Below are 14,154 nucleotides of genomic sequence, written 5' to 3' on the forward strand. Positions count from 1 at the left end.
TTTGGTGGAGTCGTGTCGCTTGGTTTTACGCTACAGGTGCTGCACGTAGTTCGTACTCGACCGGAGTGAGCATCTCCAGGGCCGGGTGCCTGCGCTGGCGGTTGTGGAAGATCTCCAGATACTCGAAGAGTGCCGTGGACAGCTCAGCCTGATCACTGCTGGTAGTGCCGGGGATCTGCCCGGTGTCGATCAGGTGCTGGCGGCGCCAGTTGTAGATCGTCTGGTCGCTGACGCCCAGGAGCTGGGCGACCTCGGCGACCTTGCGGCCGGATGCGACAAGGTCAAGAACCCGGCGGCGGAACTCGGGCGGATAGCTGCGGGGCATGGTGGCCTTCGAATACTGCTGGATCAGTCAATTCTCCAGCAACCCGACTCCATCAGACCCGGGGCAGACCAGTCCCAAGGGGGAGACGCTCCGGCTGCCCATGGGGCGCAAGGCCGTCGCCGTGACCGACAATGGCAAGGGCTGGGTCTACGAGATCAAGGAGAGCGAGGCCCTTGCCGACGGGCTCGACAAGAAGGTCAGGTACGTCCGTGTGGTGGCCCCGGCCACGAAGGGCAAGTACCAGTACCCGAACGGATACGTGATCTACATGAACGGGAGCGGCCACACGATGAACCCGATTACGGGCCAGGTCGGTATCCCCAAGAGCGACCCCTACAACCACATCCGGATCCCATGACCTCCATCGAAGACCTCTTCCGAGGCGAGCAGAACGGCACGTCGGCGGATCCCGTCGGCTGGGACCCGCTGCGGGAGGCCGACGCGTTGCAGGAGGTTGGCCTCCTCGACTGCAGGGTGTGTCCTCTCACCGGGCGGGCGGGGCTGCTCCTCGACATGCGTACGGCCCTGCAGTACCGCACGGGCGACGCCGCCCTGCTCGTGGTCCGCGGTCTGGCGTCGTTCCGGTGGAGCGAGGACCCGCTGGAGCGCGACCTGACATCCTTCGCGATCATGTCGAGCACGCCATCGGCGTCCCGGAGGGGATGGCGGATGGACCTCGGTCTCTTCCCGGACGGCCAGTTGTCCGTCGTCGGCGTGGCGGCCGAGTTCCACCTGCTCGAGGCCGCGGGGGTCCCTCCCGCTCCTCCGGACTACACGGACCGCACGCTGAGCGAGATCCGTGAGGACCTCCCGTGGTGGGACTCCGAGTGCACGGTGCTGCAGTCGGCCACCACGGGCGGTACGTGACGCACACGAGTGGTAGGTGACACCACAGTGTGACCGAAGCGGCCCGTCGGAGTTCTTCCCCGGCGGGCCGCTTCGCTGAGCCGGAAGCCGCGGCGCGCGGCAGGGGGTCTTCCACGGGACTTCGGTGAACGCGGGAGGGACGGAGCAGTCACTCCCGCCCTCTTGCACACGGTGTGCCGAAACGGCCTGCCCCTGGAACCGAGCCGTCCCCTAACGGTCCGTCACCAACGGTCGGCGGCCGGCGCGGACCAGGAGCCGACTGTGTGCACGCCCCCCACCCACTGAGCTTGGCGTTTAACTTCGCGGGTCACTCGTCCTGCTGACCTGCGGTTCTTCACGGGACAGCGGAGACGGCCGTTCTCCACGCTTCGAGATGTCGAGTCACAAAGCACGAGAGAACGGCCGCTGCCCATGAGCCTGCCTGTCGGTGTGTCTGGAATCGAGGCGTTGGATCTGTTGTCCCGCTTTCGGGTCGAGTTCTACGAGTGAAGCTTCCCCTTGATCGTGGACACCTGGAGACTGGGATCTTGAGGTTCCACAGGAAGTAGCACCAGGTGGGAAGCAAGGACACGAAGCGGTGCACCGAGGAGTTCAAGCGGGACGCGATCGCGCTCGTGGATTCCTCGGGCAAGACGGTCACCGCCGTCGCCCGGGAACTCGGCATCAGCTCCGAGTCCCTGCGCGGCTGGTACCGCCGGGCGAAGGCGGACCGGGGCGAGGGCGAGTCCGGTGAGCTGACCAGCGCCGAGCGCGAGGAGCTCAAGCGGCTGCGCAGGGAGGTCCGCGAACAGCAGCAGACGATCGAGATCCTGAAAAAAGCGACGGCCTTCTTCGTGAAGGAGAACGACCGGTGAGCGAGCTGTACCGGTTGATCCATGCGGAGAAGGCGACGTACCCGATCGTCCTGCTGTGCCGGATGCTGAAAGTCGCCCGCCCCTCCTACGACGCCTGGTGCGAGGGCGAGGGGGCCCGTCGTGCCCGGCAGGCCGCCGACGACGCGCTCGCCCATGAGATCACCGTGCTGCACATCGCTTCCCGGCACACCCACGGTGTCCCGCGCATCCACGCCGAACTGCGCCACCCGGGCCGGCGGGTGAACCACAAGCGCGTCGCCCGCGTGATGCGTGAGCGCGACATCCGCGGCGTCACCCGGCGCAGGCGACGTTCGCTGACCCGGCCTGATGCGAAGGCGAAGCCCGCCCCGGACCTGATCGGCCGCGACTTTCATGCCGAGCGCCCCGGGACCAGGCTGGTCGGCGACATCACTCACCTGCCCACTGCCGAGGGCTGGCTCTACCTCGCCTGCTGGCTGGACCTGGCCACCCACGAGGTCGTCGGCTACGCCATGGCCGGCCACCACCGCGCCGAGCTCGTCGTCGACGCTCTCGACATGGCCCACGGCCGGGGCGGACTCGAGCCCGGCTGCGTGATCCACAGAGACCGCGGCAGTGAATGCACATCGGCCCCGTTCCGGCATCGAACAGGAAAGTTGGGGCTGCGGCAGAGCTGCGGACGCACCGGATCATGCTTCGACAACGCCGCCGCGGAAAGCTCCTGGGCCCTGCTCAAGGAGGAGATCGGCACCCGTACCCGGCCCGACCGGGCCACCGCCCGCGCCGAGGTCTTCTCCTTCATCGAGAGACCCTGTTGCCCAATTGATCTCATGCTGCGAGGTCGAGGGCGGCCAGTCGCGAAGTACGGGTGCAAGCGAGTGGGATTTCGTTCCACCAGGCATCGAGGCGGATCAGGTTGACAGCGGTAGCTGTGAGTACGTGCGCGAGGTGGGTCTTGGCCAAGCCCACGTAGCGGGTCCGGTGGACTCCGGCAGTCGCGGCGGCCTGGTGGATGGTGCCTTCCACCCCTGCTCGGGCTGCGTAGCGTTGCTTCCACTCGTCCGTGGACTGCTCGGCGCGAACGCGTTCGAGCACCGCGTCCTGGTCCTGTGGGCGGACGGTCAACTGCCGTCCGTACTGGGTGGAGCGGGTGCACTGATCACGTACGGGACAGGGTGCGCAGGTGGCGGTCGCAAAGCGGATGCGGATCGCGTCCCGGCCGTTGTTGTCCACGCCTTCTGTCCAGTACCTGCTCGTGGCACCGGCCGGGCAGACGGCTTGCTTGGCCTGCCAGTTGATGGCGAAGGCGGTCTTGCCGAAGCCGCCACCCCGGACCGCCTGTCGGGTGTTGTTCGACCGCACCGGCCCAGTGACGGTGACACCATGGGAGACCGGTGCGGTCAGCAGCAGCTCGGCGGAGGTGTACCCGGCATCCAGCAGGTGCTCCGCCGGCAGGAGACCCCTACTGGCGAGACGGTCGTGGACTTCATCGACGACCATCGCGTCGTTGACCGTGGCATCGGTCGTGACGACGTGGGTGATCAGGTGCGGGCGCTGTGACTGTTTGGGGTCGTCACAGCTCTCGCTGACGTGGATCTTGTAGCCGACCCAGGCGGATCCGCGTTTCTTCGCGTACCGGGCATCGGGGTCATGGGGCGAGGCGATCAGCACTCTGCTCGGCGGGAGATCGTCCTTCCCCCGCCAGGCCACCTCCTCTTCACCGTCGGCGACCGTGCGGGTGAACTGCTGTACCCACACGGTGCGTAGGACTGTCACGGCGGGCACCTGACGCAGCCATGTCGGCGCCTTCGGCGTGAAGACGGCTTCGAGCAGGCGGTAACCGTCGGCAGCGATCTGCCGGGCGAGTTCGCGCCGCCCCCGCTCCTCCGTCGGCAACCGGTAGGCATCGACCCTGGTCCCGTACCGTTCCTGCCAGGCGGGGTCCATCGACGTGCGCATCCAGTCCGGCGCCGCGGCGGCGAGTGCTTCCAGCGCGGATCGCAGCGTCTCCCCGACGAACTCCAGGCGGTTGAGGGACCGAACTGCGGCCAGGACGTGTGTCGAGTCGGTGCGCTGCCGTCCGCCGGAGGCGACCAGTCCCATCCCGGTGAGCCGCTCCAGCAGCAGGTCCAGGATCTTCTTCTCAAGACCGTGTGCGAGGAGCCGGTCCCGGAATCCGGTCAGCACGGTGTGGTCGAAGCCGGGATCGGTCAACTCCAGGCCTAGCAGGTACTTCACGTCGATCCTGGCCCGTACCGCGTGTGCTGCCTGGCAATCGGTCAGGTTCTCGGCGAACTGCAGGATGCTGATCAGCGCCAGCTGGCCAGGCGAGACGCCAGGGCGCCCTCGGACCCCGAATGCCTTCTTGAACTCCTCGTCCGCGAACAGCGGGCCGAGGCGTTCACGGATCCTCATCGCCAGACAGCCCTTGGGGAAGGCAGCACGCGCCACGTCCCGCGTCACTGCGGGCACCTCCGCCCTTGAGTCCGGCCGCATAGACACCGCACCACCCCCAGTCCTCGCGGCCGGGCGCCCCGGTTTCACACCCTCGAACCGCTCTGCACCACACACTTCAGGAGGGGCATGTCACGCGACTGATGATTACGTCAGAGTCACCCAATTGGGCAACAGGGTCATCGACGGCTTCTACAACCGCCGCCGCCTGCGCAAGCACAAGACATTCGGCTACCTCACCCCGGCCGAGACCAGGCAACGGCATCAGCACGCCCTCGCGGCATAACGATCACGTGTCCGAGATCACGGGGAAACTTCAAGATCAGCCGACCCAGCTTGTCGTACTGCTTGGTGATGACGCCTCCGGTCGGGGAGGTCACCGTGACCGGCTGGCCGCTGGCGGGGTCGTAGGCGATGACCTTGGATGCCGCGTCCTGTCCCGTGCCACCGGGCGGCTGGGTGCCGGTGACCCTGCCTTCGGCGTCGTACGTGGTGCTGGTCACCAGATTGAGGCCGCCGGGATCCTGGATCCGCAGGGCGGGAAGGCCCTTCACCCGGTCGTACTGGTTCTTGACCAGCTGCTTCTCACCCATGACCGAGTCGTGGTCACGGACACGGACGCCGCTGATCGTGAGGGAGACCTGGTTGCTCACGACGGCGCCGCCGTCGGTGGGCCGGCCCTCGTCGTACTCCCTGACCGTCCACGCGCGTGCGGCGACGGAGGTGTTCGCCGGCACCAGGACGGTGGTGCCGTCCTTGAGGTCCTGCGTCAGATCAGCACGGTGCAGGGGGCCGAACGTCTCCGTCTCCCGCATGCCGGTCGGGTCGTACAGGGAGAGAGAGGACAGCAGGCGCGCCCGCTCCGCGGCAGAGCGTCCGTCGATGCCCAGGTCGCGCAGGGTCGCCCGCTCGGCGGCGGTGGTCCCCAGGGCGAGGGTGCGATTCGCCGGCGTCAGCTCGCGGACGGTGTTGCCGAAGCGGTCGTACTCAGTCGTGGAGATGTGACCGCCGGGGTCGGCCGAGTTCACCGCACGTCCCGACGCGTTCAGGTAGTGCGCCGTGGCGCGCTGGTACGCGGACGCGGTGAGCTGCGGCCCGGAGTGGGAGGCGGGGACGGCGTCGGACGGGAAGACGGCGGTGGCGTCGGTGGGAAGGTCGCTCTGCCCCCACGCCTTCACCTCCGCGGCACCCATCGCGTACGGGGCGGTGCCGCCGGTGAGCGGTACGCCGTAGACGACGGAGGTGACCGCCGTGCCCTGCTGCTGGTCGACGCTGCCGGGTACGAGCGCGGCCCGCGAGACCTTGAGCAGCATGCCGTCGCCGGGAACGGGGCCGGCGCCGGCATTGCCGTAGGTGAAGGTGAAGGGGAGCTGCCCGGCGGGCTGGAGCCAGGCCACCCGGCCGGCCCGGTACGCGTACTGGTGCTCACCGGCCTTGGGGAGGCGGGGGTCCCAGACCTGCCGCAGGCTGCCGTTGCTGTCGTAGCGGTAGGCCGCCACGGCGATCGCTGTGCCGGAGGCGGCACCGGGCGCGGACGCCCACAGGCGCAGCTCGCGGACCTGGCCCGCGAAGTCGCCGAACTGGTCGTCGCTCTGCGTACCGGTTGCCGTGGTGGCGGTGGCGTACACGAACTCCAGGACGCGGCAGCCCCGGGTCGCGGGGTTCGCCTCACAGGTGGCCACGGTCACGGCCGAGGTGGGCGCGATGATCCGCTTGGGCCTGGCGAGCCGCTTGCCGTCGACGGTGACGGCCTCGGACACCACGGTGGTGGTGGTCGTCAGTCCCTTGAGGAGGGTGCTGGACACCTGCCAGGTCGGCGCCGCCGGGTCAGCCTTGGTGAAGGTGGTCACAAGCGGGCTCGGTGATCATGATCCTGCGGGACTCCTCCGCAACCGCCAACGGCCGGCTCTCGGCCGGGCCCCTCCGGTATCGGCAGCTGCGCGCCAGCCCTTCACAGGTCGCAGGCATGGTGCGCGGTGGCCTCGACCGGGCCGGCCTGTTCGCGCTGGTGGCCATGCTGGTCTGACTCGGCGACCGACCCTCGAGGGCGGCGGCTGAGGAAGGACTCGCCCGGCTGTGTGCCGTTCAGGTCACCGGGCCCCCTGTGAGCGGTGCGGGATCGTAGGCGGCCTCCACGGTGAGGTCGCGCAGCCGCGAGACGGCGGTGAACAGGTCCCCGTGGCTGGTGAAGAGGGCGTTGACGCCGAAGCGGAGCAGGTCGGGCGCGCGCATGTCGGCCACGACACCGCGCCCGGCCAGGGCGACGGCCAGTCCGTGGGCGTGGGGGTGGCGCAGGGTGACCTGACTGCCGCGGCGGCCGGGGGCGGACGGGGTGACGGAGGTGAAGCCCAGGGGTGCCAGGAGTGCGTCCGCGCAGCGCAGGAGGAAGCCCGTCAGGGACAGGCTCTTGGCACGCACCTGGTGCAGGTCGACGCCGTCGAAGGCGGTGAGGGCCGCTTCGAGGGCGAGCAGGGACAGCATCGGCGGGGTGCCGATGCGGGCGCGGGCGATGCCGGGCGCGGGCGTGTAGTCCCGCGCCAGGGCGAACGGGTCGGCGTGGCCGGTCCAGCCGGGCAGTGGCGTCTCCAGCGCGGCGTGGTGACTCTGTGCCACGTAGAGGAAGGCGGGGGCGCCCGGGCCGCCGGAGAGGAACTTGTAGCCGCAGCCGACCGCCAGGTCCACGCCGAGGGCGTCGACCTCCAGGGGCAGGGCTCCGGCGGCGTGGCACAGGTCCCACAGCGCGAGGGCGCCGGCGTCGTGGGCGGCCCGGGTCAGCGCCCGCATGTCGTACAGCTCCCCGGTGCGGAAGTCGACGGGCGAGTAGCTGACGACGGCGACCCGGGGGCCCTCGGCGGCGAGGAAGCGCGGGAGGTCCGACGGCGGCACGTGCCGTACCTGAAGGCCGCGGCGGCGGGCGACCGCGTCGGCGAGGTAGCGGTCGGTGGGGAAGTGCCCGGGGTCGGTCACCAGCAGCGGGCGGTCCGGGCGGAGCGCGGCGGCGGCGTCGAGCGCGGTGAACAACTGCACACTGGTGGAGTCGCCCGCGACCGTCTGCCCCGGCGCGGCCCCGATGAGTGTGCCGATGGCGTCGCCGACGCGCAGCGGCGCCTGCCACCAGCCGGCCGCGTTCCAGGAGCCGATGAGTCCGGTGCCCCACTGACGTCGTACGACGTCGTCCAGGGCCGCCGGCACGGCGGCGGGCAGCGGGCCCAGGGAGTTGCCGTCGAGGTAGACGACGTCCGGCGGGAGCAGGAAGCGTCCGCGGACGGGGGCCAGGGGGTCGTCGGCGTCGAGCCGTGCTGCCTGCTCGCGCAGGGCGGTGGCTGCGGAGAGTGCGGTGGTCATCGGTGTGCGGCCCCCTCGCCCGCGCGGCCGGCGCCCGCCGGGGTGAAGGCGGCCGCCATGTCCCGGAGGGTGTCGGCGACCGCGTGGGCGCCGGGTGCTCCGGGTTCGATGAGGGTGTAGTGGCCGGTGCCGGGCAGGACGACCGTCCTGAGGTCCCGGTGCACGGTCGCGTAGTCGTTGAACTGGGTGAGCGGGACCTCCTCGTCGGCGGCGCCGTGCAGCAGCACGGTGGGGACACCGGTGGTGCCGGCGTCGCGCAGCAGGGTGAGGGGATCGACCTCGCCCAGCCGTGCGGTGAAGTGTTCCTCGCCGCCGAGGAGTTGCAGGGCGGCGTCGTTGCTGAGGCGGTCGCGGCGGGTGGCGGTGAGATCGGTGATCGGTGCGAGGGCGAGCACGCTCGTCGGCAGGGTGCGGGTGTGCCAGCGGGAGCCGGGCGGCAGCAGGCCGCGGGCGGCGCACCACAGGGCCAGGTGCCCGCCGGAGCAGTGGCCCGCCAGGACGTAGGGCCGGCCCTCGGGCAGCGTGTCGACGATGCGGGCGACGTCGTCGAAGGTCTCGGGATAGCCGCCCGCGCCGCCGGACCGGCGGAAGCCCGGGAGCAGCACGCTGAAGCCCTGCGAGGAGAGCCAGGCCGCGAACGGGGTCAGGTGCATCCGGTCGTAGCGCCAGTAGCCGCCGTGCAGCAGGATCACCAGCGGGGCGTCGGGGTCCTCGGACGGCCAGGCGTCGTAGGAGTGGTGGGGGTGGTCCCCGTAGCGGCCGTGCACCGGTGCCAGGACCGGCTTCAGGCTCAGGACCCGCTGCTCCTCCTCGGCCGCGAAGGCGGAGATCGTCCTAGACGTCACCGCGCACCTCCCACAGTTCGGGGAAGACCGGCCGGGCCGCCCGCCGCTCCAGCCAGGCCAGCCCGGCGGACCCGGCGCTGCCGGGTTTGGCTCCCATGGCCCGGCGGACCACCAGGACGTGGTCGGACCGCCAGCGGGTGACGAGTTCGGCGATGTCGGTGAGCAGTTCGCCGAGTGCGAGGTGGGGGTGGTGCTGCGGCCCGGCGTAGACGTGCCGCCAGGTCTCCGCCACGCCGGGGTCGGTGTCGTAGGGGCTGGTCACGTCCCGTTCGCGGACGTGGCGCGGGACGGGCAGGCCCTGGCGGTGGAGGTAGGCCAGCACCTCGTCGTACAGGGACGGTTCGCGGTAGGTCTCGGCGAGCGCCTCGTGGACGGCAGGGTCGCCGCGGTGGGCGCGCAGCAGTCCGGCGGACTTGTCACCGAGCAGGAACTCCATGTGCCGGTACATCGCCGACTGGAAGCCCGACGCCCGGCCGAACGCGGCCCGGAAGCCGTTGAACTGAGCCGGCGTCAGGGCGGCGATGGGCGCCCAGGCGCCGCCCAGGGCGGTCAGCGCGCGGCGGCTGCGCACCAGCGCGTCCATGGCGGCGGGCAGGTCGTCCTTGGCGAAGGCGACCTTGGCCGTGCGCCATTCGTGCACGATGAGGGTGAACCACAGTTCCATCACCTGGGTGGTGACGAGGAAGCCCATCTCGTCCGGGGCCTCGGTGAGCGGGTGCTGCAGTGTGTTGAGGACGGACGCGTGCACGTACGTGTCGTAGGGGCTGGCGCCCTGGAAGGGCCGGGTCAGGGGGTCGTCCGTGGCCGGCCCGTCGAGGGTGGTCGTGCGGTCGTTCATCACATCTCCTAGGGGCGCGGACGGGTCACACACCGAGGTGGGCGCCGCCGGAGGCGTCGATCCACTGGCCGGTCACCCAGCGGGCGTCGTCGCTCGCCACGAAGGAGACGACGTCCGCGATGTCCACCGGGTCGCCGAGCCGGCCGAACGTGGAGGCCTCGGAGTAGCGGCGGCGGATCTCCGGGACGGCGAGGGTGGGGTTGATCTCCGTCTCGGTGTAGCCGGGCGCGACGGCGTTGACGGTGATGCCCCGGGGGCCGAGCTCCTGGGCCACGGAGAGGGTGAGGTAGTCCAGGGCCGCCTTGGTCATGGTGTAGGAGACGATCGGCGGGAAGGCGATACGGGTCGCGACGGACGAGATGTTGATGATCCTGCCGCCGTCCCGGAGGCGGTCCAGTCCGCGCTGGATGATGAAGAACGGCGCCTTGGTGTTGAGGGCGAAGACGCGGTCGTAGTCGGCTTCGGTCACCTGGGCGATGGGGCGGGGGACGGTGATGCCCGCGTTGTTGACGAGGATGTCCAGGCCGGCCGGGGCGTCCTGTTCCGCCAGGGCCTCGTCGAAGGCGGCCCACAGGGTGTCGGCGTCGCCGGGGACGCCGAGTTCGGCGTGTACGGGGAAGGCGCGGCCGCCGTCGGCCTGGATCTCCTTGACGGTCCGCTCGGCGGCCGTCAGGTCGTGGCCGTAGTGGACCGCCACGAGGGCGCCCTCGCGGGCGAGGCGGTGGCTGATGGCTCGGCCGATGCCGCGGCTGCCTCCGGTGACCAGGGCGGTCTTTCCCGCGTGGCGGTCGGTGGCGGTCATCGTGGGTCTCCTTCGCTGGGGGTGCGTGGCGGGCGGGATCAGGCGTCGAAGTCGAGGATGAGCTCGGGGGTGCGGGGCCTCGCGCGGCAGACGAGCGTGTAGCCGGCGGCGCGGTCCCGTTCGTCCAGGGCGTGCTCGCGGTCCGCCCTCACCTGCCCGGACAGGACCTTCGCGCGGCAACTGCCGCAGACGCCCTCACGGCAGGCGTACGGCACGTCGGGGTGGCTGCGCAGCAGTGCGTCGAGCAGGGCCGGGTCGTCCGGCAGCACGGTGGCGGCCCGACGGCGCCCGTCGAGCAGGGCGGTGACCCGGTGCTCCCCCGCCCCGGGTGCCCGTCCGGCCGGCTCCGGCGGTGTCGGCTGCGTGCCGCCGGCCGTGAACAGCTCCCAGCGGACGAGTGACGGGTCGGCTCCCGAGTCGGCCAGGACGCGCCGTGCGGTGGCGACGAGGCCGGGCGGGCCGCACAGGGCGAACGTGGTGTCCGGGCCCGGGCGGGCGTCCAGGGCCGCCAGCAGCCGGTGCACCCCGGACGTGTCCAGCCGCCGGGCGAGCGGCCCGCTCCCACTCCCCCGGTCCTCCCGGGTCAGCACGTACAGGACGGTGAAGCGGTCCACGAACTCGTCCTTGACCTCGGCCAGTTCGTCGGCCAGCACGGCGTCGGCGGACGTGCGGACCGAGTGCACGAGGCTGACCCGGCAGGCCGGGTCCCGGCGCAGGGCATGGGCGGCCATCGGGGCCAGGGGGGTGATGCCGGTGCCGCCCGCGAGGAGGACGTGGTGGCCGCCCGGCACCTCCGGCAGGGCGAAGGCGCCGGTGGGCGGCGAGAGTTCCAGCCGCGCGCCCGGTGCGAGCCGGGTGGTGGCGTGGTCGCCGAAACCGCCGGGACCGGACCTCTTGATCACCAGGCGGAGTGACCCGGGTGCGTGCGGTGGCGGGCAGATCGAGTAGCTGCGGCGCAGCTCGGTACCGTCCCGGCGGTGACGGACGACGACGTGCTGGCCCGGGTGATGGGCGAAGACGTCGCGCAGTTCTGTGGGCACGTGGAGGGTGACGGCGACCGTGTCGGCGGTCAGGTGCCGGACCTCCGTGACGTCGAGTGTGTGCCGGCCGGTGCGGCGGCGCGGACCGGACGGCGCCTGGTCGCGCAGGGCGGGCGGGGTGGTGTTCACGGTGTGCCTCACAGCGCGGTCAGGTGGGGGAAGGGCTCGCGGCACGCCGTGCACCACAGCACCGACTGGCAGCGGGACGGCCCGAAGACGCTGTGCGGCCGGGTGGCCGTCGAGCCGCAGTGCGGGCAGGGCACCGCACCCAGTGCGACGGGGACCGGGCCGTCGGGCGCCGGGGACACGGGTGGGGCGATGCCGTGCGCGGCGAGGGCGCGGCGCCCTTCGGCGGTGATGCGGTCCGTCGTCCAGGCGGGCGTGAGGACGTGCCGGACCCGGCCGTCGGGGTGACCGCAGGCGGTCAGGACCTCCCGCACCGCCGCGGTGATCTCGGGCAGCGCGGGGCAGCCCAGGTAGGTGGGAGTGATCTCCACCTCCAGCACGCCGTCGGCGCCGGGAGCGACGGAGTGCATCACGCCGAGGTCGCCGAGGCCGATCACCGGCAGTTCCGGGTCCGGCAACGCGGCCACCCGCTCGCGCACCTCCTCGGCGGAGAGGCGGGCCGTGACCGGTGCGGGCCCGCTCACCAGGTGCCTCCGGGGAACTGCCGCCGTACGGATTGCAGTTCCGCGATCAGCGGGCCGAACTCCTCGGTGTGCAGGCCCGAGCGGCCGCCGGTGGCCGACCAACTGGGAGCGGGCACGGCGAGTCCCGCCCCGGTGACGACCTCGGTGACCCGGGCGAGCCAGGTGTCGTGCAGCGCTGCCGGTGAGGGCACGGTGGCGGACGCGGCCAGCCGGCGCAGGACGTCGTCCTCCTCGAAGAGTTCGCCGGTGTAGGGCCACACCCGCTCCAGGGCCCGCTGCATGCGGCGGGTGCTCTCCGGCGTGCCGCGTCCCAGCGTCGCCATCCAGCGGTCGGCGTGCAGCCGGTGGAAGGCGACCTCCTTGGCGGCCCGGACGCCGAACGCGGCGAGGCCGGGGTCGGCGCAGTGCGCCAGGGCCTCGTAGTGGAGGACGGCGTAGTGGGTGTAGGCGAGTTGCCGGGCCACGGTCACGGCGAAGTCCCCGTTGGGGAGTTCGGTCAGCAGGGCGTTGGTGAACTCGCGCTCCGAGCGGGTGTAGGCGAGGTCGTCCTCGCTGCGGCCGGTCCCGTCGAGGCGGCCGGCGCGGGAGAGGAGTGTGCGGGCGTGGCCGATGAGGTCGAGGGCGATGTTGGACAGGGCCAGGTCCTCGTCGATGGTCGGCGCGCGGGTGATCCACTGGCACAGCCGCTGTGCGAGGACGAGGGCGTCGTCGCCGAGGCGCGTCAGGTGCCGGGCCAGGTCGGGATCGGCGGCGGACGGCGGCTCGTCCGGCGGGGAGCCGGGACGCACCGTCGCGACGTCACTCGTGGTGCTCACCTGCGGGGCCTTTCTCGGTCAGCGGCGCGTAGTGCTCGGGGTAGCGGTACGGCTTGTGGCGGGCGCCGGCGAAGTACGGGTCGCGTTCGTCCGGGGAGGTCGTGTGCAGGGCGTCGGAGCGGACCACCCACAGCGACAGGGGCTCGCCCCGCCGTGTGTACAGATCGCGGGCGGCGGCCAGGGCCGCGTCCGGGCCGGCGGCGCGCACCGACCCCACGTGCTGGTGGGCCAGGCCCCTGCGGGCCCGCAGGAACACCTCCCAGGAGGCCGGCGCGCCTTCCCGTGCCGCGCTCATGCGGCCGCTCCCGCCGACTCGTCCGTCCTCGCGGCGTACGCGACGGCGGCCTCCCGGACCCAGGCGCCGTCCTCGTGCGCGGCCAGGCGGTGGGCGATGCGCTGCCGCGCCCAGTGCGTGTCGTCGCCCAGGGCGCGGCGGTAGGTGTCCCAGTCGACGGGCGTGAAGTCGTAGTGGCCGCGCTCCTCGTTCCAGCGGATCGCCGGGTCGGGCAGCGTCAGGCCGAGGCGCTCGGCCTGCGGGACGCAGGTGTCGACGAAACGCTGGCGCAGCTCGTCGTTGGTGTGACGCTTGATGCCCCAGGCCCTCGCGCGACGGGAGACGGCCGCTCCCAGCGCGGCGGTCCGCGCGTCGGCGCCGCCCGCCTCGGTGTCGGGCGGTCCGAACATCAGCGCCACGGCCGGAAGCCACCAGCGGTTCACCGCGTCCTGCGCCATCTCCTGCTGCTCCGGCGTCCCCTCGCACAGGGCGCGCATCAGGTCGTAGCCCTGCCGCACGTGGAAGGCCTCCTCCTGGCAGACGCGGCGCATCGCCCGGGCGTAGGGCCCGTAGGAGGTGCGGCACAGGGGTGCCTGGTTGATGACGGCGGCGCCGTCCGTCAGCCAGGCGATGGCGCCGGTGTCCGCCCAGGTCAGCGCGGGGTGGTTGAAGGTGGCCGAGGCGCGCTGGCGGCCGTGGTGCAGGGCGTCCAGCAGGTCGGCGCGGTCCACGCCGAGCGTCTCGGCGGCGGAGTACAGGTACAGGCCGTGGCCCGCCTCGTCCTGCACCTTGGCGAGCAGGACCGACTTGCGGTGCAGGGACGGGGCGCGGGTGAGCCAGGCGCCTTCCGGCTGCATGCCGATGATCTCGGAGTGGGCGTGCTGGGCGATCTGGCGCACCAGCATGCGGCGGTAGCCGTCGGGCATCCAGTCGCGCGGTTCGACCGTCTCGCCGTCGGCGATGAGCGCGTCGAAGTGGGCGAGCAGCGCGTCCTCGTCCGGGGCGGCCGCCGCGGCCGCGGTGGCGGGGGTGGTGGCCGGCGCGGTCACCGGACACCGCCCGGGCG

The 14,154-nt window shown here is 71.9% G+C and carries 16 protein-coding genes and 1 pseudogene; 5 read left to right on the forward strand and 12 right to left on the reverse strand.

Annotated features, from left to right (window positions below; translation table 11 throughout):
* Positions 1-25: 25 nt before the first annotated feature.
* Positions 26-325 carry a transposase gene (locus tag ACWH4W_RS22225; protein WP_473077626.1) on the reverse strand — a complete coding sequence of 100 codons (300 nt, stop codon included), beginning with the start codon at positions 323-325 and terminating at the stop codon, positions 26-28.
* Between ACWH4W_RS22225 and ACWH4W_RS22230 the strand changes: the two genes are divergently transcribed.
* The 4 genes from ACWH4W_RS22230 (at position 324) to ACWH4W_RS22245 (ending at position 2,945) form a co-directional block, all read left to right on the forward strand.
* Positions 324-683, forward strand: a complete 360-nt coding sequence (locus ACWH4W_RS22230; protein WP_473077627.1) for a hypothetical protein — start codon at positions 324-326, stop codon at positions 681-683. The two genes, ACWH4W_RS22225 and ACWH4W_RS22230, sit on opposite strands and share 2 nt — an antisense overlap.
* Positions 680-1,192 (forward strand): hypothetical protein, encoded by a 513-nt coding sequence (locus ACWH4W_RS22235; protein WP_473077628.1) that lies wholly within the window; start codon positions 680-682, stop codon positions 1,190-1,192. Before ACWH4W_RS22230 ends, ACWH4W_RS22235 begins: the two co-directional genes overlap by 4 nt.
* A 554-nt stretch (positions 1,193-1,746) precedes the next feature.
* Positions 1,747-2,046: a transposase gene (locus tag ACWH4W_RS22240; protein ID WP_473077629.1), complete on the forward strand. Its 300-nt coding sequence runs from the start codon at positions 1,747-1,749 to the stop codon at positions 2,044-2,046.
* Positions 2,043-2,945 (forward strand): IS3 family transposase, encoded by a 903-nt coding sequence (locus ACWH4W_RS22245; protein WP_473077630.1) that lies wholly within the window; start codon positions 2,043-2,045, stop codon positions 2,943-2,945. Before ACWH4W_RS22240 ends, ACWH4W_RS22245 begins: the two co-directional genes overlap by 4 nt.
* On the opposite strand, the gene ACWH4W_RS22250 is transcribed toward ACWH4W_RS22245, so the two are convergent.
* Positions 2,854-4,521, reverse strand: coding sequence for an IS1182 family transposase (locus ACWH4W_RS22250; RefSeq protein WP_473079230.1), 1,668 nt, complete (start codon positions 4,519-4,521; stop codon positions 2,854-2,856). The genes ACWH4W_RS22245 and ACWH4W_RS22250 overlap by 92 nt on opposite strands.
* A 350-nt stretch (positions 4,522-4,871) precedes the next feature.
* Positions 4,872-6,329, reverse strand: a pseudogene (locus ACWH4W_RS22255) (sugar-binding protein); the annotation flags it as partial.
* A gap of 11 nt (positions 6,330-6,340) precedes the next feature.
* Here ACWH4W_RS22255 and ACWH4W_RS22260 point away from each other — a divergent pair.
* The gene (locus ACWH4W_RS22260; RefSeq protein ID WP_473077631.1) at positions 6,341-6,505 is read left to right on the forward strand and encodes a hypothetical protein; all 165 of its coding nucleotides are present in this window, start codon (positions 6,341-6,343) and stop codon (positions 6,503-6,505) included.
* A gap of 59 nt (positions 6,506-6,564) precedes the next feature.
* Here the strand turns inward: ACWH4W_RS22260 and ACWH4W_RS22265 are convergent, their stop codons facing one another.
* The 9 genes from ACWH4W_RS22265 to paaA are packed head-to-tail and all read right to left on the reverse strand — an operon-like array spanning position 6,565 to position 14,137.
* Positions 6,565-7,824 carry a kynureninase gene (locus ACWH4W_RS22265; RefSeq protein WP_473077632.1) on the reverse strand — a complete coding sequence of 420 codons (1,260 nt, stop codon included), beginning with the start codon at positions 7,822-7,824 and terminating at the stop codon, positions 6,565-6,567.
* The gene (locus ACWH4W_RS22270; RefSeq protein ID WP_473077633.1) at positions 7,821-8,669 is read right to left on the reverse strand and encodes an alpha/beta hydrolase family protein; all 849 of its coding nucleotides are present in this window, start codon (positions 8,667-8,669) and stop codon (positions 7,821-7,823) included. The genes ACWH4W_RS22265 and ACWH4W_RS22270 overlap by 4 nt, the downstream gene beginning before the upstream one ends.
* Positions 8,659-9,507 carry a tryptophan 2,3-dioxygenase gene (locus ACWH4W_RS22275; RefSeq protein ID WP_473077634.1) on the reverse strand — a complete coding sequence of 283 codons (849 nt, stop codon included), beginning with the start codon at positions 9,505-9,507 and terminating at the stop codon, positions 8,659-8,661. Before ACWH4W_RS22275 ends, ACWH4W_RS22270 begins: the two co-directional genes overlap by 11 nt.
* Positions 9,508-9,532: 25 nt before the next feature.
* The gene (locus tag ACWH4W_RS22280) at positions 9,533-10,309 is read right to left on the reverse strand and encodes an SDR family oxidoreductase (RefSeq protein WP_473077635.1); all 777 of its coding nucleotides are present in this window, start codon (positions 10,307-10,309) and stop codon (positions 9,533-9,535) included.
* Between the two features lie 38 nt (positions 10,310-10,347).
* Positions 10,348-11,478, reverse strand: coding sequence for a 2Fe-2S iron-sulfur cluster-binding protein (locus ACWH4W_RS22285; RefSeq protein ID WP_473077636.1), 1,131 nt, complete (start codon positions 11,476-11,478; stop codon positions 10,348-10,350).
* 8 nt (positions 11,479-11,486) lie between these two features.
* Complete coding sequence (paaD, locus tag ACWH4W_RS22290; RefSeq protein ID WP_473077637.1) at positions 11,487-11,999, reverse strand: 1,2-phenylacetyl-CoA epoxidase subunit PaaD; 513 nt, start codon at positions 11,997-11,999, stop codon at positions 11,487-11,489.
* Entirely contained in the window at positions 11,996-12,787 is a 792-nt protein-coding gene (gene paaC / locus ACWH4W_RS22295) for a 1,2-phenylacetyl-CoA epoxidase subunit PaaC (protein ID WP_473079231.1), read from the reverse strand. Before paaC ends, paaD begins: the two co-directional genes overlap by 4 nt.
* Before the next feature lie 10 nt (positions 12,788-12,797).
* Entirely contained in the window at positions 12,798-13,109 is a 312-nt protein-coding gene (paaB, locus tag ACWH4W_RS22300) for a 1,2-phenylacetyl-CoA epoxidase subunit PaaB (protein WP_473077638.1), read from the reverse strand.
* Positions 13,106-14,137 carry a 1,2-phenylacetyl-CoA epoxidase subunit PaaA gene (gene paaA, locus ACWH4W_RS22305; protein ID WP_473077639.1) on the reverse strand — a complete coding sequence of 344 codons (1,032 nt, stop codon included), beginning with the start codon at positions 14,135-14,137 and terminating at the stop codon, positions 13,106-13,108. Before paaA ends, paaB begins: the two co-directional genes overlap by 4 nt.
* Positions 14,138-14,154 lie beyond the last annotated feature (17 nt).

The sequence above is a fragment of the Streptomyces sp. DSM 120436 genome (assembly GCF_055778765.1).